This window comes from Pseudomonas sp. LJDD11, assembly GCF_024584215.1.
Lineage (GTDB): Bacteria > Pseudomonadota > Gammaproteobacteria > Pseudomonadales > Pseudomonadaceae > Aquipseudomonas.
In genome coordinates this window covers 89,263-112,964 of sequence record NZ_JANJFL010000003.1, presented here as the reverse complement: position 1 = coordinate 112,964, position 23,702 = coordinate 89,263, and the positions used below count along the sequence as shown (strand labels likewise).

Sequence of the window (23,702 nt, the reverse complement as noted above, 5' to 3'; positions counted from 1 at the left end):
GTCATGCTCTGGGCCTGCATTCTGTTCCCGCAACTGGCCATGGACGGCGTGCTACGCCAGCGTGCCGATAGCGATCAGCCGCTGGTGCTGCTCAGTGGGCCTGCGCAGCGCCGGGTGCTGCAAGCGGTCAACCCGGCAGCGCGGGCTCTGGGCTTGCGAGCGGGCCAGTCACTGACCGCCGCGCAAAGCCTGGCCAGCGGCTTTGCCATGGCCGATTACGATGTGTCACAGATTGAAGCTTCGCAGCAATTTCTGGCGGCCTGGGCCTATGGTTTCAGTGCGCAGGTCAGCCTGCATTATCCGCGTTGCCTGCTGCTGGAAGTGCAGTCGAGCCTGGGTCTGTTCGGCCCCTGGCCAAAACTGCAAGCGCGCCTGCGTGAAGAGCTGGCTGCGTTGGGTTTTGTCCATCGCATAAGTGCCGCGCCCAACCCGGCCGCCGCCCGAGTACTGGCCAATGGCCGAGACGGTCTGGCGGTTTTGGACGCACAACGGCTGGCGCAGACCCTCGACCCGCTGCCCATAGAGCGCGTCGGCCTGCCCATTGATGCCGCCAATACCCTCGCGCGCATGGGGTTGCGCCAGCTTTGTCAGGTGCTGGCCTTGCCGCGTGACGGCCTGGCCCGCCGTTTTGCCCCCGAGGTGCTGCTGCAACTCGACCGGCTAAGCGGTCGGCGCGCCCTGGCTTTGACCTTCTATAGCCCCCCGGATGTGTTCGATGCGCGCATCGAGTTGAATTTCGAGGTCGACTCCCATCAGGCCTTGCTGTTCCCGTTACGCCGCCTGACCGGTGACCTGGCGGCCTATCTTGCCGGTCGCGACTGTGGCGTGCAGCGCTTCGTACTGCATCTTGAGCATCGCAGCCACCCGGCTACACCGGTGCCGGTCGGTTTGCTCAGTGCCGAACGCGACGCAGGCATGCTCTTCGAGCTGACCCGTGGCCGGCTGGAGCAGCAACGGCTACCCGCCGCGGTGCTGGCGGTGCGTTTGCTGGCCGAACAATTGCCGACATTTACCCCGCAACATCAGCCGCTGTTCAACGAGCGGCCCCAGCAGTTGCAAGCCTGGGAGCCCTTGCGCGAGCGGCTACGGGCGCGGCTTGGCGACGGCTCGGTACGGGAGCTGCACCCGCGCGCCGATCATCGTCCCGAGCATGCCTGGTCTGTCGAACCGGGCGCCCTGCCCTCAGCCATTGATGCGCCGCGTCCTGGCTGGCTGCTTAGCGAACCCTCAACCCTGAACGATGACAGCGTGCAGATCCTGGCCGGCCCTGAACGTATCGAGTCCGGCTGGTGGGACGGCGGCGATGTGCGCCGCGACTATTACGTGGTGCAAACCCGCGATGGCCAGCGTGGCTGGGCTTTTCGTGACGCAGGCTGTGAGGGGCCGCTGCAACTGCACGGCTGGTTTTCATGAGCCGCTATGCCGAGCTGCACTGCCTGTCCAACTTCAGCTTTCAGCGTGGCGCTTCCACTGCCAAAGAGCTGTTCGAGCGGGCTGCCCAGCTTGGTTACCAGGCCCTGGCCATTACCGATGAGTGTTCACTGGCCGGTATTGTGCGCGCCTGGCAGGCGGCCAAAGCCAGTGGCGTGCAGTTGATCACCGGCATCGAAGTGCAACTCAGCGAAGGCATCAAGCTTGTGCTGCTGGCCCGTGACCTGACCGGTTACCAGAACATCTGCAAGCTGGTCACGCTGGCCCGGCGGCGTAGCCGCAAGGGCTGCTATGCACTGGGCCAGGCCGATTTTGCCGCGACCACTGAGGGCATCATTGCGCTGTGGGTGCCAGGCCCGCGGGCCTGTGAGGCACACGGACGATGGGTCGCGTCGATGTTTCCTGACGCTTGCTGGATCAGTGTGCAACTGCACCACGGCGCAGATGATGCGCGGCAACTGGCCGACCTGCAGCAGTTGGGGGCGCGACTGCAACTGCCGCTGGTGGCCAGCGGCGATGTGCATATGCATGCCCGCGGCCGGCGGGCGCTGCAAGACACCCTGACTGCCATCGGCCAGCACTGTACGGTCAGCGAGGCCGGCTATCGGCTGTTCCCGAATGGCGAACGCCACCTGCGGGCAGTACCGGTGCTGCAGAGTCTTTACCCTCAGGCATTATTGGACGAGTCGGTCAAAATCGCCGCGCAGTGCACTTTTCAGCTCGATGAGCTGCGTTACGAGTATCCCCATGAAGTGGTGCCGCAGGGCAAGACCGCTGCCAGTTGGTTACGCGAGCTGACCTGGAACGGCTGTCAATGGCGTTGGCCAGCCGGCGTACCTGAACCGATCAGTCAACAGATCGACAAAGAACTCGAGCTGATCATCGAACTGCAATACGAGAGTTACTTTCTCACGGTGCACGACATTGTTCACTTTGCCCGTGGCCAGAACATTCTCTGCCAGGGGCGTGGCTCGGCGGCCAACTCGGCGGTCTGTTACGCCTTGGGCATCACCGAACTGGACCCCACGCGCATGGAGATGCTGTTCGAGCGGTTCATCTCCCGCGAGCGCAATGAACCGCCGGATATCGACGTGGATTTCGAGCACGAACGCCGCGAAGAGGTGATCCAGTACGTGTTCAATCGCTACGGCCGCGAACGCGCCGCCCTCACCGCCGTGGCCAGCACTTACCATGTCACCGGAGCCATTCGGGATGTGGCCAAGGCGCTGGGCTGGCCTGCCGATCAGATCGCCGCCCTGGCTAAATGCTGCAGCCGCTGGAGTGACAGCCTGCCGCCGCTGGAGCGCTTCATTGAGGCCGGCTTCGACCCGCAGAACCGCCAGGTGCGCATGGTCCTGGCATTGACCGAACAACTGATCGGTTTTCCTCGGCACCTGTCGCAGCATCCGGGCGGCTTTGTGATCTCGCAGCAGCCACTCTCGACGCTGGTGCCGGTGGAAAATGCGGCAATGCCCGACCGGACCATCATCCAGTGGGACAAGGATGACATCGACGCCCTGGGGCTGATGAAAGTCGATGTGCTGGCGCTGGGTATGCTCAGTGCGATTCGCCGTTGCCTGGCGTTGTTGAAGGAAAGTGGCCGTCGCGATCTGACCGTGGCGAAGATCCCGCCCGATGACAGCGCCACCTACGACATGATTTGCCGGGCCGATACTCTGGGCGTGTTTCAGATCGAATCCCGGGCGCAGATGGCCATGCTGCCGCGCTTGCGGCCACGCGAATTCTATGACTTGGTGATTCAGGTCGCTATCGTGCGACCCGGCCCCATTCAGGGCGATATGGTGCATCCCTACCTGCGTCGCCGCCACGATAAGGAGAAGGTCACTTACCCGAAAGAAGAACTCAAAGAGGTCTTTGCACGCACCTTGGGTGTACCGCTATTTCAGGAGCAGGTGATGAAGCTGGCTATCGTTGCCGCCGGCTACACCCCCGGCGAGGCCGATGAACTGCGCCGTTCCATGGCCGCCTGGAAGCGCCACGGCGGGCTGGAGCCGCACCAGATACGGTTGCGTGAAGGGATGCTCAACAATGGCTATACCGAAGAATTCGCCGCACGCATCTTCGAGCAGATCAAGGGCTTTGGCAGTTACGGCTTTCCCGAATCCCATGCCGCCAGCTTTGCCCTGCTTACCTACGCCAGTTGCTGGCTCAAGTGTCATGAACCGGCGGCCTACGCCTGCGCCCTGATCAATAGCTGGCCGATGGGGTTTTATTCACCTGACCAAGTGCTGCAAGACGCCCGCCGCCACGGCATTGAAGTACGTCCGGTGGATGTCACGGTCAGCAGTTGGGATTGCAGCCTTGAACAACTTGACCAGCCGCAACCCGCAATTCGGCTGGGCTTGCGTATGGTGCGCGGCCTGCCAGAACCCGTCGCCCGGCAGATCGAACAGGCTCGCAAGGCCAGCGCCTTCAGGGATATCAGCGACCTGTGCCTGCGCGCCCAGCTGGATCACAAGGCCCGCCACTGCCTGGCCGAAGCCAACGCCTTGCGCCAGTTGGCCGACAACCGCCACCTGGCGCTCTGGGCTATTGCCGCCGTGCAACCCTCACTGCCGCTGTTCGACAGTCCGGTGCCGGAGGACCCTGTGGTCATTCCGGCCCCCAGTGTGGTGCAGAACATGTACGCCGACTACGCCCGCACCGGCACCACCCTTGGCCCACACCCACTGGCGCTGCTGCGCGATACCTTGCGTAGCCTGCGGGCCAGAAGCTCCCGCGACCTGAGCCACACAGAGCCCAGCAGCCATGTCACCGTGATCGGCATCGTCACCGGCCGCCAACGCCCCGGCACCGCTTCGGGGGTGACTTTCGTGACCCTGGAAGACGAGTTCGGCATGATCAATGTGCTGGTCTGGCGCGACCTGGCCGAGCGCTACCGGACCGCGCTGGTCCATTCGCGGTTGCTGCAGGTCAAGGGCAGGCTTGAAGTGGAATCCGGAGTTCGGCATCTGATTGCCGGGCATTTGCTGGACCGGAGCGATTTGCTCGAAGGACTCGATGTCCGCAGCCGCGACTTCCATTGAAATGGGCACCGGCAGCGCCCTCTCGAGTCTACTCGTAGATGATCTAATGAAGCTTTAATGCTCAAGATTCCCGCCAGCTTGTAGGGCAAATCTGAATTTCCCCGATATTCCTTGGCCTGCTTGTAAGCGAGAAATGGCATGGCTAAGTTCGCTGTTGGTGGTCACTGACCATCAACTCAGAACATAGCGCTCGGGAAACAGCCTGCTCCGGCTGACTGGAATCACACATGGATCTTGAAACACTCAGAAGCTTACAGGAGGCAGCTCGTTTGCATGCCGTCAGGGCATTCATTGGTAAAGATGCTCAGTACAACCCTCACCTTCTAAATATCACTGAAATCAATGAATGCGCTATATCCCAATACGAAACCTGGCTTACCCAATATGACTTCGGCTGGGAACGTGTTCTGAAATGGAAGCAGCGTAGTGCCCACTTCGCCGCCATTGACGTCGCCATCTGGTATGACGGCCGCCTGGCAGGGTTGTGCTGGGCGACACCTAAACAAAGCCGAGAAAAAGTCTTTGTACTGTATCTGGAGCGCAATCCAGATAACGCATTACCTACCAAGGGCTATATTGCTCCATTAGGACTACGGGCAGTTTGCAGTTATGGCCTGCTGCTGGATATGCGGTATATCGTGGTCAACGATCCCGATCCTGGAGCACGTCGGGCTTATCAGACAGAGGGCTTTCACTTCATCCCGGGCATAGGTCTTGCCTACGACCTGACCCGGGAATACGATGGCCACAACCGGGAGGCAGATTCATATGAGCAATAATGTCAATCTCAAAATCAGGGACGAAGCGCTTGCCAGACTTGAGCGCATCCAGCGCTCTGGCAATTTCCGCGATTTCTTCGATGCAGCAGCCATCGAGGCTTTCAGCGAGGTGGAAAGCCCGGTGCTTGCAGGCAAGCCTCGTAAACGCAAGCCAGATGCCAAAGTGTCTTGAAGTAATCCGGCTTCAGTCTTCAGGATCAGCACGGCGACCTGAAAACCAGCCGGTTCGCACCCACGATGATGCAGTAGCCATCATGGCTGCAAGAGAAGGTCAAGGCACCCTCGGCAACGCTCGCTTGTGCGCGGTACGCCTGAAGGCTGTCTCGATAATCCCACGGGTGTCAGCACTGACCTCTTCGCCCATCAAATAAGCATCAATCTCGGCATAGCTACAGCCATACGCCGCTTCATCCAGCCTGCCCGGCTGCAAGTCTTCCAGATCCGCTGTCGGCGCCTTGAACACCAGTGCCTCTGGCGCTCCCAGTGCTTTGGCTACTTGTCTGACCTGGCCTTTGGTCAGGCCAGACAGCGGCGCCAGGTCGCAGGCACCATCGCCGAACTTGGTGAAAAAGCCCATCAGTGCCTCGGCGGCGTGATCCGTGCCGACCACCAGACCGTTGCAGAAGTTGGCAATCGCGTATTGCGCCACCATCCGTGTTCGAGCCTTGACGTTGCCTTTGGTGAAGTCGGTCTGCTCCGGGGTCGGCTGCAAGCCTTCAATGCTGATCGAGTCCATCAGGCCATCGACCGCAGCAGCGATATTGCTGGTGGTGATCTGATCCGGACGGATGAAGTCCAGCGCGGCCTGAGCATCACGCTCGTCGGCCTGGCTGCGGTATGGCAGGCGCACGGCGATAAACCGGGCGTCAACGCCCTCCTCGCGCAGTTGCTCCACCGCCAACTGGCACAAGCGCCCGGCGGTCAGCGAGTCGACACCGCCACTGATCCCCAGCACCAGAGTCTTGCAGCCCGACTCGCGCAGCACCTGCTTGATGAATCCGGTGCGCCGGGTGATCTCACTGGCTTCGGTGCCAGGCTGCCATTGCCGGTCGATACCCAGTTGCAGGGCAATGTCGCGTTGCAGTTGCGTGCTCATCAAAGATTCTCCTGCTTTGACTGATTGTTCAGGTCGACGTTGAACACCTGCGCTGCGTATTGCAGGAACGAGGCGTCTTCGCAGACGTTCTTCACCGGGTCGTCGGAAAACTTCACCACCGGTTCGCCATGCACCCGCACCAGTTTCATGACAATGCTCAGCGGCTCTACGCCTCCAACATCACACGCCAGGCTGGTGCCCATGCCGAAGCCGACTTTGGCCTTGCCCCGCACGTGGCGCAGGATCGGCAGGCATTTTTCGAAATTCAGCCCGTCGGAGAACATCAGGTCTTTGCTGCGCGGGTCGATGCCCAGTTCCTGGTAGCGCGCCAGCACCTTGTCGGCCCAGACGATGGGGTTGCCGGAGTCCTGGCGCAGGCCGTCGTACAGCTTGGCGAAGTACAGGTCGAAGTCCTTGAGGAAAAAGTCGGTGCTGATGCAGTCAGTCAGCGCGATCCCCAACCGGCCACGGTATTCACGCACCCAGTTTTCCAGCGCCGCGCTCTGGCTCTCGCGCAACCGGCCCATTTGCTGGTGGACCATCAGCCACTGGTGAGCCATGGTGCCGATCAGCGGCAGGTCGAATTCATAAGCCAGGTGCGCGTTGCTGGTCCCGACAAATACCCCTGGAAAGTCGCGGCGCATGATGTCGACCATTTCTCGCTGGGCACGGAACGACAAGCGCCGCCGGGTCGAAAAGTCTGAAACCCGAAGTTCGGCCAGCTCATCGGCGCTGGCATTTTTCTCCAGCCACTCGAATTTCTGATAGAGCCGACGGGTAACGTCTTCCAGCTCGACATCCGGGTATTTGTCGCGGTTGCGCAGTTCGCTGACCATCGCCAGCACCGGTTGCTCGAACATGATGCAGTGCAGCATCGGCCCGCGAACCCGGATATTCAGTTGGCCATCAACCTCCGAGACATGGATGTAGCGCAGGTTGAAGCGAAACAGGCCCAGGAACTGCTCGAAGTCCGGGGTCAGGTATTCACGAAAGCGCCGGTTGAACAGAAAGCGCTGCTCGCCCTCACGCATCTGCAGATCGGCCAGACGCTCCAGTTCGACGCGGATCTCGGGGATCAGGTGGCCGAGTTTTTCCTGCGAGCGAACAATAAACAGGTATTCCACATCCACATTGGGGTGCTGGTGCAGCACCGCCTGCATCATGGTGAAGGTGTAGTAGTCAGTGTCCAGCAGGCTCTGGATGACACCGGTGTCGCGGTCAAATGCGCTGTCCATGATCGTGCTCCTTATTCGCTGGCCAGTCTGGCGGTCTGTTCCCGGGTGGTGCCGATGGCAATGCCCGCTTGTTGCATCTCGTGGATCGCTTGCGCAGCACCCGCCTCACTGATAGCGCGGCAGGCCGGCAGGTGAATGATCACCTTGAAGCCGGCAGCGACCAGTTGCAGCGCGGTGGTCTTGACGCAGAAGTCCAGAGCCAGGCCACCGACAATCACTTGTTTGATCCCCCGGCTGTCCAGGTACTGCGCCACCCCGGTGGACAGTTTGCCGTGCAGGTCGTGGTACAGCGCGCCGTACGGGTGAAAGTCCGGCTCCACGCCCTTCCAGACGAAGTAGTCGTAGTCATAGGGCGCGGGCAGTTCGTCGAGCAAGTCAAAACCTTCAGTGCCCGGTACGCAGTGGCTGACCCAAGTCAGGTCGGCATGCGCAAGCCCCGTGGGTTGCAGCATCTGCTCATGGCCGCTAACCACCCAAGGGGCGTTGGGGCTGTGTGCATCCTTGCTGCCGACCCGCACGCTGGCCAGGGTTGCGATGAAGTTCAGATCGCTGGCGATCTGATCACCACCGGCTACCGGTAGTTCAGCGGGGCAAAGCGGCGTGAAGCCCTTCTGGGCGTCAACATCGAAAGAAGCGGTAGTGCTGAAGGAGCGGTTCATGTCGTGTACCTCCTGTTCGTGAAGCCAAAGGTACACGTCATGTACTCTTGATGCAATCCGTTTTTTCATCCACCACAGTCTTGGCGTGCGAAAAACTCCATTCTGAGGCAGGGTTCTCATTTCATCCGCGTGGCTTACGCAGCGCGTGAAACTGCTATAAGGTATATGACGTGTACTCATAAAAGGTAACCAGGCATGTACGAGATCGCAGTCTATGGCGGCGCCTTCAACCCGCCTCACATCGGCCATGTAAACGTCATGCTGGAAGCCGCGCGTCTGGCGCGCCGGGTGTTGGTGGTGCCCAGCTTCAGGCACCCGGATGGCAAGCAGATGGCCGATCACGCATTGCGCGTGGACTGGCTGCAGCGCATCGTCACGCATTTGCAGGCAGCGGCAATCAGCGTCAGCGACGTGGAGCAGCAACTGGCAGCCGATCAACCAGGGCCGGTCTACAGCTATGCGTTACTCGACCACCTGGCCGCCAGCCTGGGCGTCGCTGACCGGCAACTGGCCCTGGTGGTCGGCCCGGATGTGCTGCAACAACTGCCCCGTTTCTACCAGGGCGAAGCCTTACTGCGCAGGTTTGCAGTGATCAGCATTGCCGAGCAGGCCCCGGTGCGCAGCAGCCTTCTGCGTGAACGCCTGTTGCAAGGAGAAGCATTGCCTGAACACTGGCTGGCCCCCGGCCTCAATCCGTTAAACTATCGCCACTACGCCGTTGCCGGACATTGACATGCAAGCCCCTACCCCCCCAAGAGCCGCTTACCTGCACACCATCGACCTGTGTGTGCTGCGCTACTGTCGCACCAGCCAGACCTTGCAGATCCTGCTCAATCAGCGCGACAACGAACCCTACGCCGGGCACTGGGCGCTGCCCGGTATCGTGGTCAATGGCGATGTCGAAGACCGCACTCTGGACGATGCGCTCGAGCGTCTGCGCAGCTCCAGCAAGGTCGCCATGCCGCTGGCCTGGAGTGAACAGGTCGGCACCGTGGGCGATGCGTTTCGTGATCCGCGTTGCTGGTCTTCATCGACTTACTATCTGGCGATTGTCAGCAGCAGCGTTGAACCGGGCGAAGGGCAACGCTTTGTGTCGTTGCAAGAGGCTGCCTCCGGGGTCTTCAAACTGCCTTTTGACCACAACAGGCTGGTTGCCGGCTGTCATGAGCGGCTGTTGTCCAAATCGATGTACAGCAGCCTGCCGCTGATGTTTCTGGGGGCGGAATTCAGCGCGCCGGAGGCGGTGAACATTTTCTCGCTGGTGCTGCAACGCCCGGTGCTCAAGACCAGCATCCGCCAGCGTTTGCTGAAAATGACTGAGGCCGGTTACCTGCGTGAATCAGGGCGCAAAAAGAACGGCGACGGCGGCCGGCCGCAGGCGACCCTGGACAATCTCAGGCCCGAGAGTCTGTACCTGTTTGATCGCAGCTTTTTGGACTGATCGGTCGCTCAGGCATCGCCACGGCATCTGTAGGAGCCGCTTTAGCGGCGAAGCGTATGCGAAACCGTTCGCAGCTAAAGCCAATACGGGTCACTTAGGTACTGTATGTCCCCGGTGGGAGCGACCTTGGTCGCGAAAGGGCCAGGAAAGTCACAGCATCTGCTGGGAATGTATTGAAAGCTAAAGCTGCCGCTAGGAGCCAATCAACTCGCGTACCCGTGTGGCCAGGGCTTCGGTGGTGAAGGGTTTGGTCAGGACCAGCCGGCCTTCGCCCAAATCCCCGCAGCCAATCGCGGCGCTTTCGGCGTAGCCGGTGATGAACAAGGTCTTGAGGCCTGGACGTACTTCCTGCCCGGCGTCGGCCATTTGCCGGCCGTTCATCCCGCCGGGCAGGCCCACGTCGGTAATCAACAGATCGATGCGCATATCCGAGCGCAGCAGTTTCAGCCCGGCCATGCTGTCGTTGGCTTCAATGACCGTATAGCCCAGTTCGCCAAGCACATCGGCCAGCAGCATGCGCACGGTGGGTTCGTCATCGACGATCAGAATCGCCTCGTCGGATGAGGCAGTGGCCGTGAACTCGCGTTCGGCATCGCCCTCCTCCTTTTGCGCCTCGCCCAGATGCCTGGGCAGGTACAAGCGCACCGTGGCGCCTTGTCCGGGTACCGAGTAAATCCGCGCCTGGCCGCCAGACTGCCTGGCAAAGCCGTAGATCATCGACAGGCCAAGGCCGGTGCCCTGGCCAATCGGCTTGGTGGTAAAGAATGGATCGAAAGCCTTGGCGATCACTTCCGGCGGCATGCCGGTACCGGTGTCGGTGACGCTGAGGGCGACATAGTCGCCTGCGCCAACCTCATAGGCAGCGGCCGTGACGGCATCAAGCTCACGGTTGGCCGTTTCGATGGTAATCCGCCCGCCATCGGGCATCGCATCGCGGGCGTTGATGCACAGATTGAGCAAGGCATTCTCAAGCTGACTGATATCCACCAGGGTCGGCCAAAGTTCATCCTGGCCCAAGGCTTCGATCTCGATGCCCGGCCCGACGGTGCGCTGGATCATCTCGGTCATACCGGCCACCAGCGTGTTGATATCGGTAGGCCGCGGGTCGAGGGTTTGACGCCGCGAGAAGGCAAGCAGCCGGTGGGTCAGTGAGGCCGCACGCTTGGCTGCACCCTGAGCGGCGCTGATGTACTTGCTGACATCCTTGAGCCGCCCCTGGGCGATGCGCATGTCCATCAGCTCCAGCGCGCCGGAGATACCGGCCAGCAGGTTATTGAAGTCGTGAGCCAGGCCACCGGTCAATTGACCGACCGCCTCCATCTTCTGCGACTGACGCAGCTTTTCTTCGGCTTGCATCAGTTCTGCGGTGCGTTCGGCCACGCGCAATTCCAGCGTGTCGTTGATGGCCCGCAAAGCGGCGGTGGCGCGATCACGCTCGGCCTCTACCGTGCGCCGCTCCTGCACGTCGATAAGCACACCGGGGAAACTCAGCGGCGTGCCGTCCGCTGCATGGTCGACCCGGCCATTGGCTTCGATCCAGTAATATTTGCCGTCAGCGCGGCGCACCCGGTACTGATGGGCATAAGCCCCGCCGCGAGCGACCACTTCGTTGATTGCCTCGATCAGCCCGTCAGTGTCGTCCGGGTGCACGGTGTCGATTATCTGACGCAGGCTCAGCCCGACCCGGCCCAGCGCCGGATCAAGGCCAAAGCCCTTGGCAAACCCTTCGTCGACCGTGAACCGATCGGTGGGCAAGTCCCAGTGCCAGGTGCCAATGATGGCCCCGGCAGCCAGAGCCAGTTGCACGCGCTCGACGTTTTCCCGTGCCACCGCTTCACTGAGCCGCAGCCGTTCCTGGGCAGTGCGGCGCGCGGTGACATCGCTGAAAAAGATCCCGATCTGGCGCTGCGCAGGGTCACCGACCCGCACCGCACGTACGTCGAACCAACGCTGGAAGGCTTCGGCGAAGTTCTCGAAGTTGGCCGGCTCACCGGTTTTGGCCACATGGCCGTAGGTTTGAAACCAGAACGGCTCAAGGTTCGGCGCGAATTCGGTCACCCACTTGCCGCGCAGGTTGACGCCGGCCTGACGTTCGAAGGCCGCGTTGACCTCGACGAAGCGATAGTCCACCGGTTGGTCCTGCTCGTTGAACTTCACCTGGACGATGGCAAAGGCCGCTTCGATGGTTTCCAGAATGGTCCGGTAGCGCTCTTCGCTCTCGCGCAAGGCGGTTTCGGCGCTGCGCATATGGCTCAGGTCGAGCATCGCGCCAATCATCCGCGTGGCCTGGCCGTCAGCATTCCGGATCACATGACCACGATCGAGCACTTCGGCGTACGAGCCATCGGCGCGGACAAAACGGTATTCATCGGTCCAGGAGGTTGCGCTGCCGTCGATCACCGCATGGATCGAGTGATCAATGCGCTGGCGGTCATCGGGGTGGATCTGCGCGATCCACCACTCGCCGGTCATGTCGTCAGGCCCAGGGCAATGGCCATAGGCTTGTTGCAGTGCGTCGTTCCACTGCACGTGGTTGCCCTGCAGGTCCCAGTCCCAGATTGCGTCGTTGGTCGCCTTGGCCACCAGCCGGTAGCGCTCCTGAGTCTCTTCGATGGCACGCGCGGTCGCGCAGCTTTCGGACTTGCGCGCGCCTGCGCAAGCACCCGGGGCGTGAAGGCCAGCTTCGGCCAGGGCCGCCCGCAGGCGCATCACCTCGGCTTCCAGCGCTGTACGGTCAAGATCTTTCAGGATTGCAACTACCTATGCAGGGTGTTTAGACGATCAGGCACCGTTCGGGCACGGGTACAACAAGTGCCTTTGACAGGAACGATGAAGAATCGTGCCGTTCGATGCTGGCAAATGGCTGCCGCCATGCATTATCTTCCGGCTCAACAAGGACCACCACTCATATTCAACGGGACGGCACATGGACGCGCAACAATCGGCTTCGCCTGAGCAGCAAGCGCAATTCAACGCCGAGCACGCGCGCATCACCGAGCGCCGCCGCCTGCTGGGCCTGGCGCCGAAAAACGGCCGCTACTGGGCGCTGGCCCTGTCCGGTGGCGGGATCCGTAGCGCGACATTCAACCTTGGCGTGCTGCAAGCCCTGGCCAGGGCCAAGGCGCCCGATGCTTCGCCAGGCCAACCAGGCGCTGGCAAACGCCTGCTGAGCCGCTTCGATTACTTGTCGACGGTCAGCGGCGGCGGCTATCTGGGCTCGTTCTTTGGCAGTCTGTTCGTGCCGGGCCGCCTGCGTGGCAACGAGGCGCCTGAAGCCTCTGCCAACCCGCCAGTCACAGCGGCCGAACAGGCTTATGAGGTACTGGACTACGAACCGCCAGGGCGTATTCATACCAGCACCGATTATGCCCGTGCGCCGGCAGGTGCAGCGCCGCTGGCCTGGCTGCGGGAAAACGGCCGTTACCTGACCCCTACCGGGGCCGGTGACCTGTTCTATTTGCTGGGCATCTCGCTGCGCAACCTGATGGCCGTGCATCTGGTCATCGGCATGCCGTTGCTGTTTGCCCTGGCCATGGCGACGCTGCTACAGGTCGCCGTAGCCGGAAGTTCGTTGTGCGCTGCCAATAGCGTCTTGAGCGCAGTGCTGTGCAATTCGCTCTGGTGGTTGCCGGCCGGGTCCGTGCTGCTTGCGGTGATACCGCTGATGCTGGCGTTCTGGATGGTCTACGCCCGCGACAATCAAAACGACCCGGTAAATCTGTGCAATTGGGCGGTTCTCGCCACGCTGGGTGCCGGTGCGTTGCTGCTGGGCCTGGGATTGCTCGCGCCAGGCCTTGCGCCGCCGTTGTCGGCGGTTCTGCTCGGCAGTGGCGGGCTGTCCTGGCTGGGTGTCGTGATGTGTGTTGCAGTCGCACTGCATCTGCGCTGCAAGCGCAACAAAGACCCGGCTTTACCGGTCTGGGGCAGCGTGGGCACCTATCGGGTGATGGTCACCCGTTACCTGGCTCAAGCCTTGATCCTGACCCTGGCGCTGGGCTTTCTCGCGCTGGTGCCGTGGCTGGCTCAGGCGCTGTATGACAGCGAGTACCGCGCCTCGTTGGTGGTGTTGCCGGCACTGATTGCCGCCGTTCGCGGGTTGGCCGGGCTGTTGGACGGCAAAGCCGTGCTGGGCTGGCTGAGCCGTCTGCCACTGGGGCTGATCGCGAGCGTGGCCGGCCTTGCGATTTTTCTACTGGTAGCGCTGATCTGGGGCTTGCTGGTGGAGTTCGTACGAGCCGAAGGTCCAGCGTCCGGGACTCTGCTGCGCCTGACCGGGCTGGCCGCCGTCGCCTTGGTCTTGAGCCTGGTGGCCGGGCGGTTTGTCGGTTTTCTCAACCAGTCTTCGTTGCAGTCGTTCTATAGCAGCCGCCTGGCGCGGGCCTACCTTGGCGCCTCCAACGGCCTGCGTTTTGCCGGCGCAAGCGGCAAGATTCGCCGCCAGCGCCTCAGTGTTGCCGAAGCACTGCCCGGTGACGATATCGCTATCGAGGACTATTACAGCGCCACCACCTGCGCGCCGGTGCACCTGATCAACGTGACCATGAACCTCACTGTCGACCCGGCCGAGCAGTTGGTACAGCGTGACCGCAAAGGCATGCCCCTGTGCCTGGCGCCGAGCGGGCGCGCAGGTGCCGACAGTGTCAGTTATGTGCTCGACGGCTACCCGCGTGCCCGCTCGCAGCAGAGCCGTTGGGGCAGCGAGATCCAGCAGCCGTTGGGCCTGGCGCACTGGGTGGCGACCTCGGGGGCGGCGGTCTCCACCGGCCTGGGCCGGGCCACGACACTGGGCACCTCGTTGTGTCTGGGCTTGAGCAACCTGCGGCTGGGCACCTGGTGGCCGAGCAACTTCCTTGAACCCGGCGAACAGCCCAGGGATGACCGCGTCTGGCGTGACAAGGGCTGGAGCCGCGTGTTTGCGACCCAGACCTACCTGTTCTACGAGCTGAGCGCGCATTTTCATGGCGTACGTCGCGATTACCAGTATCTGTCTGACGGCGGCCATTTTGAGAACACTGCAACCTACGAGCTGATCCGCGAAGGGCGTGATATCGAGCTGATCGTCACCTGCGACTGCGGCGCCGATCCGGACTTCGCGTTCAATGACCTGGCCAACCTGATCCGCCTGGCCCGCATCGATCAGGCGCTGGAGATCGTCGAGGACCAAGGCGTGCACGGGGTCGCTGCGCTGGCGCCCTACTTCGGCCATGCCGGCAGCTTCGCCAGCACGGCACCTGAAGACAGCCGCCGCTGCGCGATGCTGTTCAATGTGCTCGACCAAAAGGGCGTTACCAGCGCACGCATCCTGCTGCTCAAACCCAGAGTCATTACTGGCCTGCCGGTGGATGTGTTCAATTACGCCAACGCGCATCCGACCTTTCCCAACGAAAGCACTGCGGACCAGTTCTTCAACGAAGCGCAGTTCGAAAGCTATCGGCAACTGGGCCTGCAGATCGGCCAAACCCTGTTCGGTAACGGCCAGCCGAGCGACGTGAGTGATGCGCTGTGGCGTTATTTGCAGCAATGATCCACCCGCACAGCCCGGTGTCCTGACTCTGGATACCGGGTTCTGACGCTTTGGCGCAAGGAAATCGCATTGACGGTCACCCTGGCGCCGCGAGCTGCGTATAATCGCGCGCCCATTCTTCTGCCCGGTGCCGATAAACGCCCATGAAAAAACTGCTTCTGCTGTTGAGTCTTGTCCTGTCCTGCAATGCGCCCGCCCTGGCCGCGCCACCTTCGAACTTCTCCGAGGCCAAAGTCGTGGCCAAGGAAAAGATCTACAACGACCAGGCCAATAGCGCCCTTGGCGAACTGTATTGCGGTTGCCAGTGGGAGTGGGAAGGCAAGTCCGGTGGCAAACTCAATCCGAAAGCGTGCGGCTACCAGCCACGCAACCAGAACGAACGTGCCGAACGCACCGAGTGGGAGCACATCGTCCCCGCCTGGACCTTCGGCCATCAGCGCCAGTGCTGGCAGAAAGGCGGCCGCGAGTTTTGTGAAAAGGACGACCCGGTGTTCCGTGTCATGGAAGCCAACCTGTTCAACCTCTACCCCGCAGTGGGTGAAGTGAACGGCGACCGCGGCAACTTCAGCTACGGTATGGTCACCTCGAAAAAACCGCAGTACGGCCAGTGCCAGACCAAAGTGGACTTCGCCCAGAAAGTCGCCGAACCCCGTGATGAGGTCAAGGGGCTGGTAGCCCGGACCACTTTCTATATGTTCGATCGCTACAACCTGAACATGTCGCGCCAGCAGCAGCAACTGCTGATGGCCTGGAACAAAGAGCACCCGGTCAAACCTTGGGAAAAGCTGCGTGATCAACGCATCGCAGCGATCATGGGCCACAGCAATCCATTCGTGACCGGCGAGCGTGTCTGGACAGACGGCTACAAACCGGTGGGTGATGGCGTGGTCAGTGCTATTGCTGCAAAGCCTGCCACTGTCAGTGAGCCGGCTGCGGCAACAGCCAGCACTTCAGGCGCGATCATCGCCAGCAAGAACGGCAATAGCTATCACTTGCCCGAAGGCTGCCCAAGCTATAGCGCGATCAAGGAAAAAAATCGGGTCTATTTCGAAACCGAAGCGCAAGCCTTGGCCGCGGGTTACAAGAAAGCCGGCAACTGCAAGTAACGCTGGGAACTCTAGCGCTGCTGAAGCTGGCTGGCGTGTTTAAGCTCGATCTGCGACACGCCCTTGTAACGCTCAAGCATGCCAATCGCGCAAACCACCTTGCCTTCGAGTGTCGAGGACAACTGTGAACCGAATGCTTCGCGGTCCGGACCCCAGACAATCAGCACCAACCGCGAGCTGTTCGGGTAGGCGGCCCCCACTTCAATCCAGGTTGGCTGGCCTTTCACGTTGTCCTTTTGAGTAACGCGGATGACCGGCCCGGTGATGGCGGCGACCTGACCGATATTGTCGGAAGCCGCTCGCCAGTCTAACGGGCTATCACAGGTAGCCCCTGAGGGCGAGCCCAGCGCAGGAGCTGCCTGACTGACCGCTACGGCACGAGCTTCGGAGCCGCTGTCCTTGAAAAAAAACGCCAACATGAACACAACCACCAGGACCGTGAGCGACGTGATTGAGTACTTCATGATCGAGGTTTCCCTTGCAAGCGTGTCTATTTCACTTTTCTGAGCCGCCGCCAGGGTTTCAAGCCTGCGGTGTTCCTCAGCGTTCAATGTTTCGTCCCTGGCCTTTGCCCGCTGGCGCTTGAGCAAGAGACCAATGTGCTCGGCACAGCGGCCTGGCTGGTCACGGACATCCCGATTGGCGAATCGCAAGACGAACCAGCCCTGCGACGTCAGGGATGACTGGCGTCGCTGCCAGTCCACAAACTCAGCATGCGACATCCCCGAACCGGTGCCGCGCTTGTCATAACCGTCCACTTCAATCGCGATGCGAACATCGCCATCTTCCTCGATCACGAAATCGCAAAATCGCGGCTTGCCGTTGCTGTCTTTGAACGGGAACTGAACGTTGATGGTCGAGAAATCAATGCCGGGAACCAAGGGAAGAACGCTGTGCGCGAACAATTGTTCAAATTGCCCGCCGAATGCCGCTTCGTGTTTTTTCAACCAATCCTGGTGGGTCATAGCGCCTGCCTGGCTATGCAAAATCAGCGAGATAGGTTTGACGCATAAGGCGATGGAGCAACCTTTGCAGCAATAACTCGGCCGTTTCGTGCGTAATATCAAAATGAATCGCCAATTCTGGCCAAGTCTGTAGGAAAAGTCGACTTACGCTGTATGTATCAGAGCTATTGAGTTCTGGTTATCGGGGTTTTGCATGCCGCCGACAGCGCTCGGAGCAATACTTCACATCATCCCAGCAACGCTCCCAGCGCTTGCGCCAACTGAACGGTCTGCCGCACACGACACAGATTTTGTGCGGCAGGTCAGCTTTGCTGACCCCTTTCATAACGCCTCCCCGGCATCCAGCCTGGCCAGCAGATTTTCGCCGCGCTGCCAGAGCCGCTGCTTGCGTGTCTCGTCCATGTCATCGAGATTGCGGTAGATGACCGCCATGCGCGGATTGCTGGCGAACTGCGCCTGATGACGCATCAGAAAATGCCAGTACAGCGCATTGAACGGACAGCCATCCTCTTCAACGCTGCGCTCTACCGAGTACTGGCAAGCCCCGCAGTAGTCAGACATGCGCTGAATATAGCGGCCACTGGCGCAGTACGGTTTGGAGCCCAGATAACCGCCGTCGGCGTGCATCACCATGCCCAGCGTGTTGGGCAGTTCCACCCAGTCGAAGGCGTCCATGTACACCGCCAGATACCACTGGCAGATGGCTGACGGGGCAATGCCGGCCAGTAACGCGAAGTTGCCGGTAATCATCAGCCGCTGGATGTGATGCGCGTAACCCAGCTCCAGGGTCTGGCCGATGGTCTGGGCCATGCAGCGCATGCCGGTGGTGGCAGTCCAGTAGAAGTCTGGCAAACCGCGCTGATTGCCCAGCGCATTGAGCCCGGCGTATTCGGGCATGCGCAGCCAGTAGATGCCGCGCACGTATTCACGCCAGCCGATCAACTGGCGAATGAAGCCCTCGGCGGCGTTGAGCGGTACCCGGCCCTGGCGGTAGGCCTGTTCGACGTCATCGCACAACTGGCGCACATCGAGCAGGCCGATGTTCAGCGCCGCGCTGATCCGCGCATGAAACAGAAACGGCTCGCCTTCGGCCATGGCGTCCTGGTAGTCGCCGAAAGCGGCCAGGGCAAAATCCATGAAGTGCTGCCACAGTTCCTGCGCCTGGCCGTGAGTGACGGGATAATCGAACCCCTCGACGCTGCCGTAGTGGTCAGTGAAATGCTCGCGCACCAGGCCAATGACCTCAGCGGTCATGCGGTCGTGGGCAAACCGCGCGGCAAAGGGGCCGCGTAGCCCTCGGGGGAGCGACTTGCGATTGTCGCTGTCGAAATTCCACGCCCCGCCTGTCGGGCTGCCGTCGGGTTCCAGCAACCAGCCGCCACGCTGACGCATCAGCCGGTAGAACGACTCCATGCGCAACTGGCTGCGGCCTGCCGCCCAACCGGCGAAGTAGTGCCGCGAGCAGAGAAAACGCCGGTCCTTGTGCCAGACCAGCGGCAGGCCGCTGTCGTGCAGCGCCTGTTCCAGCCGCCATTCACCGCACTCGGTGACATGCACCTGGCTGGCATTGAGGTGCGCCTGCCAGCGCAGCAGTTCGCCGGCAATGCTGCCGCTGTTGCCGGCATCGTCCAGCTTCACGTACATCAGTTGCCAGCCGCGCTGACGCAGCGCTTCGGCAAAATGGCGCATGGCGCTGAAAATCAGCACGATCTTTTGCGGGTGATGCGGCACGTAACGGGTCTCGTCACGCACTTCAGCCATCAGCAGCACGTCACGGCGCCGGTCCAGGGTCTGCAACAGATCAAGCTCGAAGGACAACTGATCGCCCAGAATCAGACCCAGCTTCGGGTGCGCCGTGGTATGAGGCGCCTCTACCACTGGCGCTCCAGGTTCAATGGCAGGCGCAAGGGCTCGACCGGACCGTCGCGGCGTCCACACATTTCGTCATGCACCACATGCTGGATCAGCACACAGGGCAGCGGCGGTAACTGGTGGTCATGCAACAAATCACGCAAATGCGTGGTGGAACGCAAATGCATGACCCGGCCCCGGCCGTCGAGCAAGTCGTGACTGCCCAACTGCGATTTGACCCGCAACATGTAAATGCCACCCTCCAGCGAGTACAGCTCCAGTTCATCGACCTCGCCAGCCTTGGCCAGGCTGACCAACGTGTTCAGGTTCATGGAGAAAGCTCCGCAAAGTTGTACAGCCAATAGAGCTTGTACAGGAATTTTAATTCCATACTCAAGTTCGCGCTAACTTTTGGCCGATTAGCGACTCCGATACTTAACAGGCCGTTGAAAAACGTTGGCGAGGCAGCCAGTGCAAGGCAAAAACAGGCGAAAAACGGTCGGAGTCGCGCTCGACTTTACAAGTTGTAAATGAGCATTTTGACCGGGCTGGCGTTCCAGCCTGTTTTTAACGCAGCAATGGCGCGCGTAGCGCCGAAGGCGCCCAGCCAGCAGATAGTTTTGCAACAGCCTGTTAGACCCGCTCTGATCAATCAAGGAGATTCCCATGACCCTGCGCACCACCCTGCTCTGCTCCTGCCTGTTGCTGACCCTGACCGGTTGCGCGGGGTCCGGCGATGAACAGCACAATGCGCCTGCGACCATGCAGGTTGATCTGCAGCGCTACCAGGGCACCTGGTATGAACTGGCGCGCCTGCCGATGTTCTTCCAGCGCAACTGCGTACAGTCCCAAGCCCAGTATGGCTTGCGGGCCGATGGCAAGATCGACGTCACCAATAGCTGCACCGACGCCGATGGCCAGTCGCAACAGGTCCAAGGCGTTGCCGAGCCGCAGGTTGCCGGCAAGACCGACAAACTCTGGGTGACTTTCGATAACTGGTTCAGCCGGCTGTTCCCCAGCGTAAGCCGCGGCCAGTATTGGGTGCTGTACCACGACAAGGACTATCGCGTGGCGCTGGTGGGCCATCCCGACCGCGACTACCTGTGGCTGTTGTCACGTACCCCGGCAGTGACTGACGAGACCCGCAATCATTTGCTGGAGATCGCCCGCCAACAGGGCTATGACACCCGCGAACTGGTCTGGCGCCAGGAACCTTGAAGCATCCAGACAGTTGTGATGAATAATCCGGACAAGGCCATTGATATGCTTCCACATAGCCGACAAGGTCAGGGCTCTCCTGCTCTGGTTCTCATGCATTTTCTCGGTGGCTCACACCGTACCTGGTCAGCGGCTTTACCGTTTCTCGACCGTCACCATCATTGTGTTGCCCTCGATACCCCAGGCTTTGGTGATGCCGCCGAGGTCAGCGGCTACAGCGTGAGCGAGATGGCCGATCATCTGGATGCCACGATACGCAGCCTGGGGTTGCAACGCTGCATTCTGGTCGGCCATTCGATGACTGGTAAAGTGGCGGTGGTGCTGGCTTCACGGCGGCCGGCGTATCTCGCCGGGCTGATCCTGGTCGCGCCCTCACCGCCCGGCCCGCAGCCAATGAGCGAGCAGGACCGCGATCGCCAGCGTGGCTATCAGTGCACACGCCAGCAGGCAGAAGCCTTCATCGATGAGTCCAGCGCGCACCGGTTACCCGATGCCTTGCGCGAGGTGGCAATTGCCGACGCCCGGCAGGTCAACCTGGACGCCTGGCGCGCCTGGGTCGACCATGGCAGCCGCGAAGACTGGAGCGACCTGATCGGCAACCTGGCCTACCCGGTGCTGCTGGTATGCGGTGCTGATGACCAGCAGGTGCCGGGGCCGCAGGAACAGGCACGGACCACCCTCGCGCATTTTCCTGACAGCCGTATTGAGGTGATGCCCGGCGCCGGGCATCTGATGCCTTTGCAGACACCCCAGGCACTGGCGGAACTGATGCTGGGGTTTGCTGCGTCATTGCAGGTTTGATTGATCCGGCGCTCAAGATTGCCTCTACAAAGGGCATTATGAGTCGACAGCTCATGCATCAGTTACCCAATGCCTTGCCGAGGGTTTCGATGTTGTGTTGGTACATGCCCAGATAGGTCGACGCCGGGCCATGGGCAGCCAGTGCATCGGAATACAGAATACCGCCGATCCGCGCCCCGCTCTCTTCGGCGATCTGCTTGAGCAGCCGGCCATCCTTGATGTTCTCGACAAATAGCGCCTTGATGTTTTCGGCGCGAATCTGACGGATCAGCGTGGCCACTTCTGCCGCCGACGGTTCACGCTCGGTCGACAGCCCTTGCGGCGCCGAGAAGCGAATGCCATAGGCCTGGCCCAGATAAGCGAAAGCGTCATGAGAGGTCACTACATGGCGGCTGCCGGGCGGCAGCTTGTCGAAGGTCTGGCGGGCCACGACCAGCAGCGCTTCGATCTTGCCGATGTACGCCTGGTAGTTACGCTCGTAGGCCACGCTGTTGTCCGGGTCGGCCTGTAACAAGGCACGCTTGATGTTGGACGCGTAGATCTTGGCATTGGCCAGATTGTTCCAGGCGTGCGGGTCGGCAATCAACTGCCCGTCTTCGTCCATGCTGCGCGGGATCACCCCGTCACTGGCGCGGATAACCAGTGCCTTGGTCTGTGTGCTGCTAATCAGCCGGTCAAGCCAGGGCTCAAAATGCAGACCGTTACTGATTACCAGTGCCGCGCGCTGGATGTGCCGCGCATCTTCAGGCGTGGGTTCGAAGGTATGCGCATCGGCATCCGGGCCGACGATATTGCTCAACTCAATATGCTGACCGCCGATCTGCCGGGTCATATCAGCCAGGATACTGAAGCTGGTCACCACCTTGATTGGCTCAGCGGCATTGAGGGTCAGAGGTAAAAACAGGCAGAGCCAGAGAATCAGGCGCACGAACATCTCCTTTAAACAGGCACAGGCGAGGTGGAATGCCGTAGCAGGCCATGAACCGGCCCGACGACCACAGAAAACAGATAAGCCACACCGGCGGCGGCAACGATGGCCGGCCCGCTGGGCAGTGCGGCGTAATAGGAAACCAGTAGCCCGCTGTACACCGCTGCCGCGCCGATGGCGGCGGCGCAGAGCAACTGGCTGAGCAGTCGGCGACTCCAGAAGCGTGCTGCAGCGGCCGGCAACATCATCAGGCCGACCATCATCAGTGCGCCTATAGCCTGAAAGCCGACCACCAGATTGAGCACCACCAAGGCCAGAAACACACCGTGGGCCAACGGGCCGACGCGGCTGACGCTGCGCAAAAAGGCAGCGTCCAGGCAGTCGAGCCACAGTGCCCGGTAAATCACCGCCAGCAGCACGGTACTGAGCAAGGCCACGCCGAGCATGGCGTTGAGGGTGGTCTGGTCCACCGCCAGTGCTGAACCGAACAACAACCCCAGCAGGTCCAGACGCCGCCCCGCCAACCCCAGCAGCAACACCCCACACGCCAGAGAAATCGGATACAACGCCGCCAGGCTGGCGTCTTCGCGCAGGCCGGTCTTGCGGGTGATCCACGCCGATAAGCCAGCGACGCCGAGCCCGGCGCTCAGGCCACCGAGGGTCAATGCCGGCAGCGACAAACCGGCGATCCAGAAGCCCACGGCTGCGCCAGGCAAAATGCCATGGGCGATCGCATCACCAATCAGGCTCATGCGCCGCAGAATCAGAAATACCCCCAGCGGCGCGGCACTGGCCGCCAGCAGCATGCCGCCGAGCAAGGCGCGGCGCATGAAAGCGAACTCGATAAAAGGCTGCCACAGCAGATCTAGCATGCCAGCCTCCGCTGAGCAACCTGAGCATCGGTATCTGCCTGCCAGCTACAGCCCTGAGGATTGATGATCAGGCAGCGGTCAGTGTGGTCGCGCACTTTCGCCAGGTCATGGCAGACCAGCAACAGGGTTTTGCCGGCGGTTTGCCAGCCGCGGATCTGCTGCCAGAGCAGCTGTTGGCCGGCCTGATCCAGCGAAGCGTCCGGCTCGTCGAGCAGCAACAGCGGTGCATCCAGCAGACTCAGGCGCGCCAGCAGCGCCCGTTGCAGTTGTCCGCCTGACAGCTCACTGAGGCTGTAACCGGCCAGGCTTTCCAGGTGCCAGGTCGCCAATGCCGCGTCGAGCCGTTCCCGCCGCGCAGTACCTGACAAGCGCCCGCCCCAACAACCGGTCTGCACCAACTGCGCGAGGTTGATCGGAAACTGCCGGTCGATCGCCTGTTGCTGTTGAACAAACCCGACCGGCGTGCGCCGCGGCAGGTTGACGGTGACCGTTCCCGACAATGGCTTTTGCACACCGGCAATTACCCGTAGCAGGCTGGTTTTACCCACGCCGTTGCCGCCCACAATGGCGGTCAGCGAGCCGTAAGCAACCTCCAGGTCAAGCGGCGCCGTCAACGGGCGACCCTGTGGCCCCCATTGCAAGGCTCGACAACAGATTACGGTGGACAGCGCAGGAGCAAATTTCATGTGCGAGTCATGGCCTGGACAATGAACCAAAGTGTTACACTATAACAATTCAATGTCACTAGT

At 61.3% G+C, this 23,702-nt stretch carries 21 protein-coding genes; 10 read left to right on the top strand and 11 right to left on the bottom strand.

Annotation, left to right across the window (positions count from 1 at the left end):
- Window positions 1-3: 3 nt before the first annotated feature.
- The 4 genes from NRB16_RS05420 to NRB16_RS05405 all read left to right on the top strand — a co-directional run bounded on the left by NRB16_RS05420 (window position 4) and on the right by NRB16_RS05405 (window position 5,429).
- Window positions 4-1,413: a DNA polymerase Y family protein gene (locus NRB16_RS05420; protein ID WP_257105634.1), complete on the top strand. Its 1,410-nt coding sequence runs from the start codon at window positions 4-6 to the stop codon at window positions 1,411-1,413.
- A complete protein-coding gene (locus NRB16_RS05415) occupies window positions 1,410-4,478 on the top strand; it encodes an error-prone DNA polymerase (protein WP_257105633.1) in 3,069 nt (1,022 codons plus the stop codon). Before NRB16_RS05420 ends, NRB16_RS05415 begins: the two co-directional genes overlap by 4 nt.
- A 227-nt stretch (window positions 4,479-4,705) precedes the next feature.
- Window positions 4,706-5,257, top strand: a complete 552-nt coding sequence (locus NRB16_RS05410) for a hypothetical protein (protein WP_257105632.1) — start codon at window positions 4,706-4,708, stop codon at window positions 5,255-5,257.
- A complete protein-coding gene (locus NRB16_RS05405; protein ID WP_045491336.1) occupies window positions 5,247-5,429 on the top strand; it encodes a hypothetical protein in 183 nt (60 codons plus the stop codon). Before NRB16_RS05410 ends, NRB16_RS05405 begins: the two co-directional genes overlap by 11 nt.
- A 99-nt stretch (window positions 5,430-5,528) precedes the next feature.
- Here the strand turns inward: NRB16_RS05405 and nadE are convergent, their stop codons facing one another.
- Genes nadE through NRB16_RS05390 form a run of 3 tightly spaced genes read right to left on the bottom strand, consistent with a single transcriptional unit; the run spans window position 5,529 to window position 8,247 of the window.
- Complete coding sequence (nadE, locus tag NRB16_RS05400; RefSeq protein ID WP_045491338.1) at window positions 5,529-6,353, bottom strand: ammonia-dependent NAD(+) synthetase; 825 nt, start codon at window positions 6,351-6,353, stop codon at window positions 5,529-5,531.
- Window positions 6,353-7,588, bottom strand: a complete 1,236-nt coding sequence (gene pncB, locus NRB16_RS05395; RefSeq protein ID WP_257105631.1) for a nicotinate phosphoribosyltransferase — start codon at window positions 7,586-7,588, stop codon at window positions 6,353-6,355. The genes nadE and pncB overlap by 1 nt, the downstream gene beginning before the upstream one ends.
- 11 nt (window positions 7,589-7,599) lie before the next feature.
- Complete coding sequence (locus tag NRB16_RS05390) at window positions 7,600-8,247, bottom strand: nicotinamidase (protein ID WP_045491342.1); 648 nt, start codon at window positions 8,245-8,247, stop codon at window positions 7,600-7,602.
- Window positions 8,248-8,442: 195 nt separating this feature from the next.
- Between NRB16_RS05390 and NRB16_RS05385 the strand changes: the two genes are divergently transcribed.
- Together NRB16_RS05385 and NRB16_RS05380 are read left to right on the top strand one after the other, a co-directional pair.
- Complete coding sequence (locus NRB16_RS05385) at window positions 8,443-8,979, top strand: adenylyltransferase/cytidyltransferase family protein (protein WP_045491344.1); 537 nt, start codon at window positions 8,443-8,445, stop codon at window positions 8,977-8,979.
- A 1-nt stretch (window position 8,980) separates the two neighbouring features.
- Window positions 8,981-9,688, top strand: a complete 708-nt coding sequence (locus NRB16_RS05380; protein ID WP_045491346.1) for an NUDIX hydrolase — start codon at window positions 8,981-8,983, stop codon at window positions 9,686-9,688.
- Window positions 9,689-9,880: 192 nt separating this feature from the next.
- Here NRB16_RS05380 and NRB16_RS05375 read toward each other — a convergent pair whose 3' ends face one another.
- Window positions 9,881-12,397 (bottom strand): PAS domain-containing protein, encoded by a 2,517-nt coding sequence (locus tag NRB16_RS05375; RefSeq protein WP_257105630.1) that lies wholly within the window; start codon window positions 12,395-12,397, stop codon window positions 9,881-9,883.
- Between the two features lie 217 nt (window positions 12,398-12,614).
- Between NRB16_RS05375 and NRB16_RS05370 the strand changes: the two genes are divergently transcribed.
- Together NRB16_RS05370 and NRB16_RS05365 are read left to right on the top strand one after the other, a co-directional pair.
- Complete coding sequence (locus NRB16_RS05370; protein ID WP_257105629.1) at window positions 12,615-15,212, top strand: patatin-like phospholipase family protein; 2,598 nt, start codon at window positions 12,615-12,617, stop codon at window positions 15,210-15,212.
- A gap of 143 nt (window positions 15,213-15,355) precedes the next feature.
- Window positions 15,356-16,318: an endonuclease gene (locus NRB16_RS05365; protein ID WP_045491353.1), complete on the top strand. Its 963-nt coding sequence runs from the start codon at window positions 15,356-15,358 to the stop codon at window positions 16,316-16,318.
- Window positions 16,319-16,329: 11 nt separating this feature from the next.
- Here NRB16_RS05365 and NRB16_RS05360 read toward each other — a convergent pair whose 3' ends face one another.
- The 4 genes from NRB16_RS05360 to NRB16_RS05345 form a co-directional block, all read right to left on the bottom strand.
- Complete coding sequence (locus tag NRB16_RS05360) at window positions 16,330-17,283, bottom strand: DUF559 domain-containing protein (RefSeq protein WP_257105628.1); 954 nt, start codon at window positions 17,281-17,283, stop codon at window positions 16,330-16,332.
- A 178-nt stretch (window positions 17,284-17,461) separates the two neighbouring features.
- A complete protein-coding gene (locus tag NRB16_RS05355) occupies window positions 17,462-17,608 on the bottom strand; it encodes a DUF2256 domain-containing protein (RefSeq protein WP_084710080.1) in 147 nt (48 codons plus the stop codon).
- Window positions 17,605-19,161: a cryptochrome/photolyase family protein gene (locus tag NRB16_RS05350; protein WP_257105627.1), complete on the bottom strand. Its 1,557-nt coding sequence runs from the start codon at window positions 19,159-19,161 to the stop codon at window positions 17,605-17,607. Before NRB16_RS05350 ends, NRB16_RS05355 begins: the two co-directional genes overlap by 4 nt.
- Window positions 19,155-19,466 carry a DUF6482 family protein gene (locus NRB16_RS05345; protein ID WP_045491359.1) on the bottom strand — a complete coding sequence of 104 codons (312 nt, stop codon included), beginning with the start codon at window positions 19,464-19,466 and terminating at the stop codon, window positions 19,155-19,157. The genes NRB16_RS05350 and NRB16_RS05345 overlap by 7 nt, the downstream gene beginning before the upstream one ends.
- 334 nt (window positions 19,467-19,800) lie before the next feature.
- Here NRB16_RS05345 and NRB16_RS05340 point away from each other — a divergent pair, with 334 nt between their 5' ends.
- Both NRB16_RS05340 and NRB16_RS05335 read left to right on the top strand, forming a co-directional pair.
- Window positions 19,801-20,352, top strand: a complete 552-nt coding sequence (locus NRB16_RS05340) for a lipocalin family protein (RefSeq protein ID WP_045491362.1) — start codon at window positions 19,801-19,803, stop codon at window positions 20,350-20,352.
- Between the two features lie 45 nt (window positions 20,353-20,397).
- Window positions 20,398-21,153: an alpha/beta fold hydrolase gene (locus tag NRB16_RS05335; protein WP_257105626.1), complete on the top strand. Its 756-nt coding sequence runs from the start codon at window positions 20,398-20,400 to the stop codon at window positions 21,151-21,153.
- Between the two features lie 58 nt (window positions 21,154-21,211).
- On the opposite strand, the gene NRB16_RS05330 is transcribed toward NRB16_RS05335, so the two are convergent.
- From NRB16_RS05330 to NRB16_RS05320, 3 genes are read right to left on the bottom strand one after another with little or no spacing between them, the layout of a single operon-like run.
- Window positions 21,212-22,087 carry a metal ABC transporter substrate-binding protein gene (locus NRB16_RS05330; RefSeq protein ID WP_373568432.1) on the bottom strand — a complete coding sequence of 292 codons (876 nt, stop codon included), beginning with the start codon at window positions 22,085-22,087 and terminating at the stop codon, window positions 21,212-21,214.
- Window positions 22,088-22,092: 5 nt separating this feature from the next.
- On the bottom strand, window positions 22,093-22,953 hold the full coding sequence (locus tag NRB16_RS05325) for a metal ABC transporter permease (protein ID WP_257105624.1): 861 nt from the start codon (window positions 22,951-22,953) through the stop codon (window positions 22,093-22,095).
- The gene (locus NRB16_RS05320) at window positions 22,947-23,639 is read right to left on the bottom strand and encodes a metal ABC transporter ATP-binding protein (protein WP_257105623.1); all 693 of its coding nucleotides are present in this window, start codon (window positions 23,637-23,639) and stop codon (window positions 22,947-22,949) included. Before NRB16_RS05320 ends, NRB16_RS05325 begins: the two co-directional genes overlap by 7 nt.
- Window positions 23,640-23,702 lie beyond the last annotated feature (63 nt).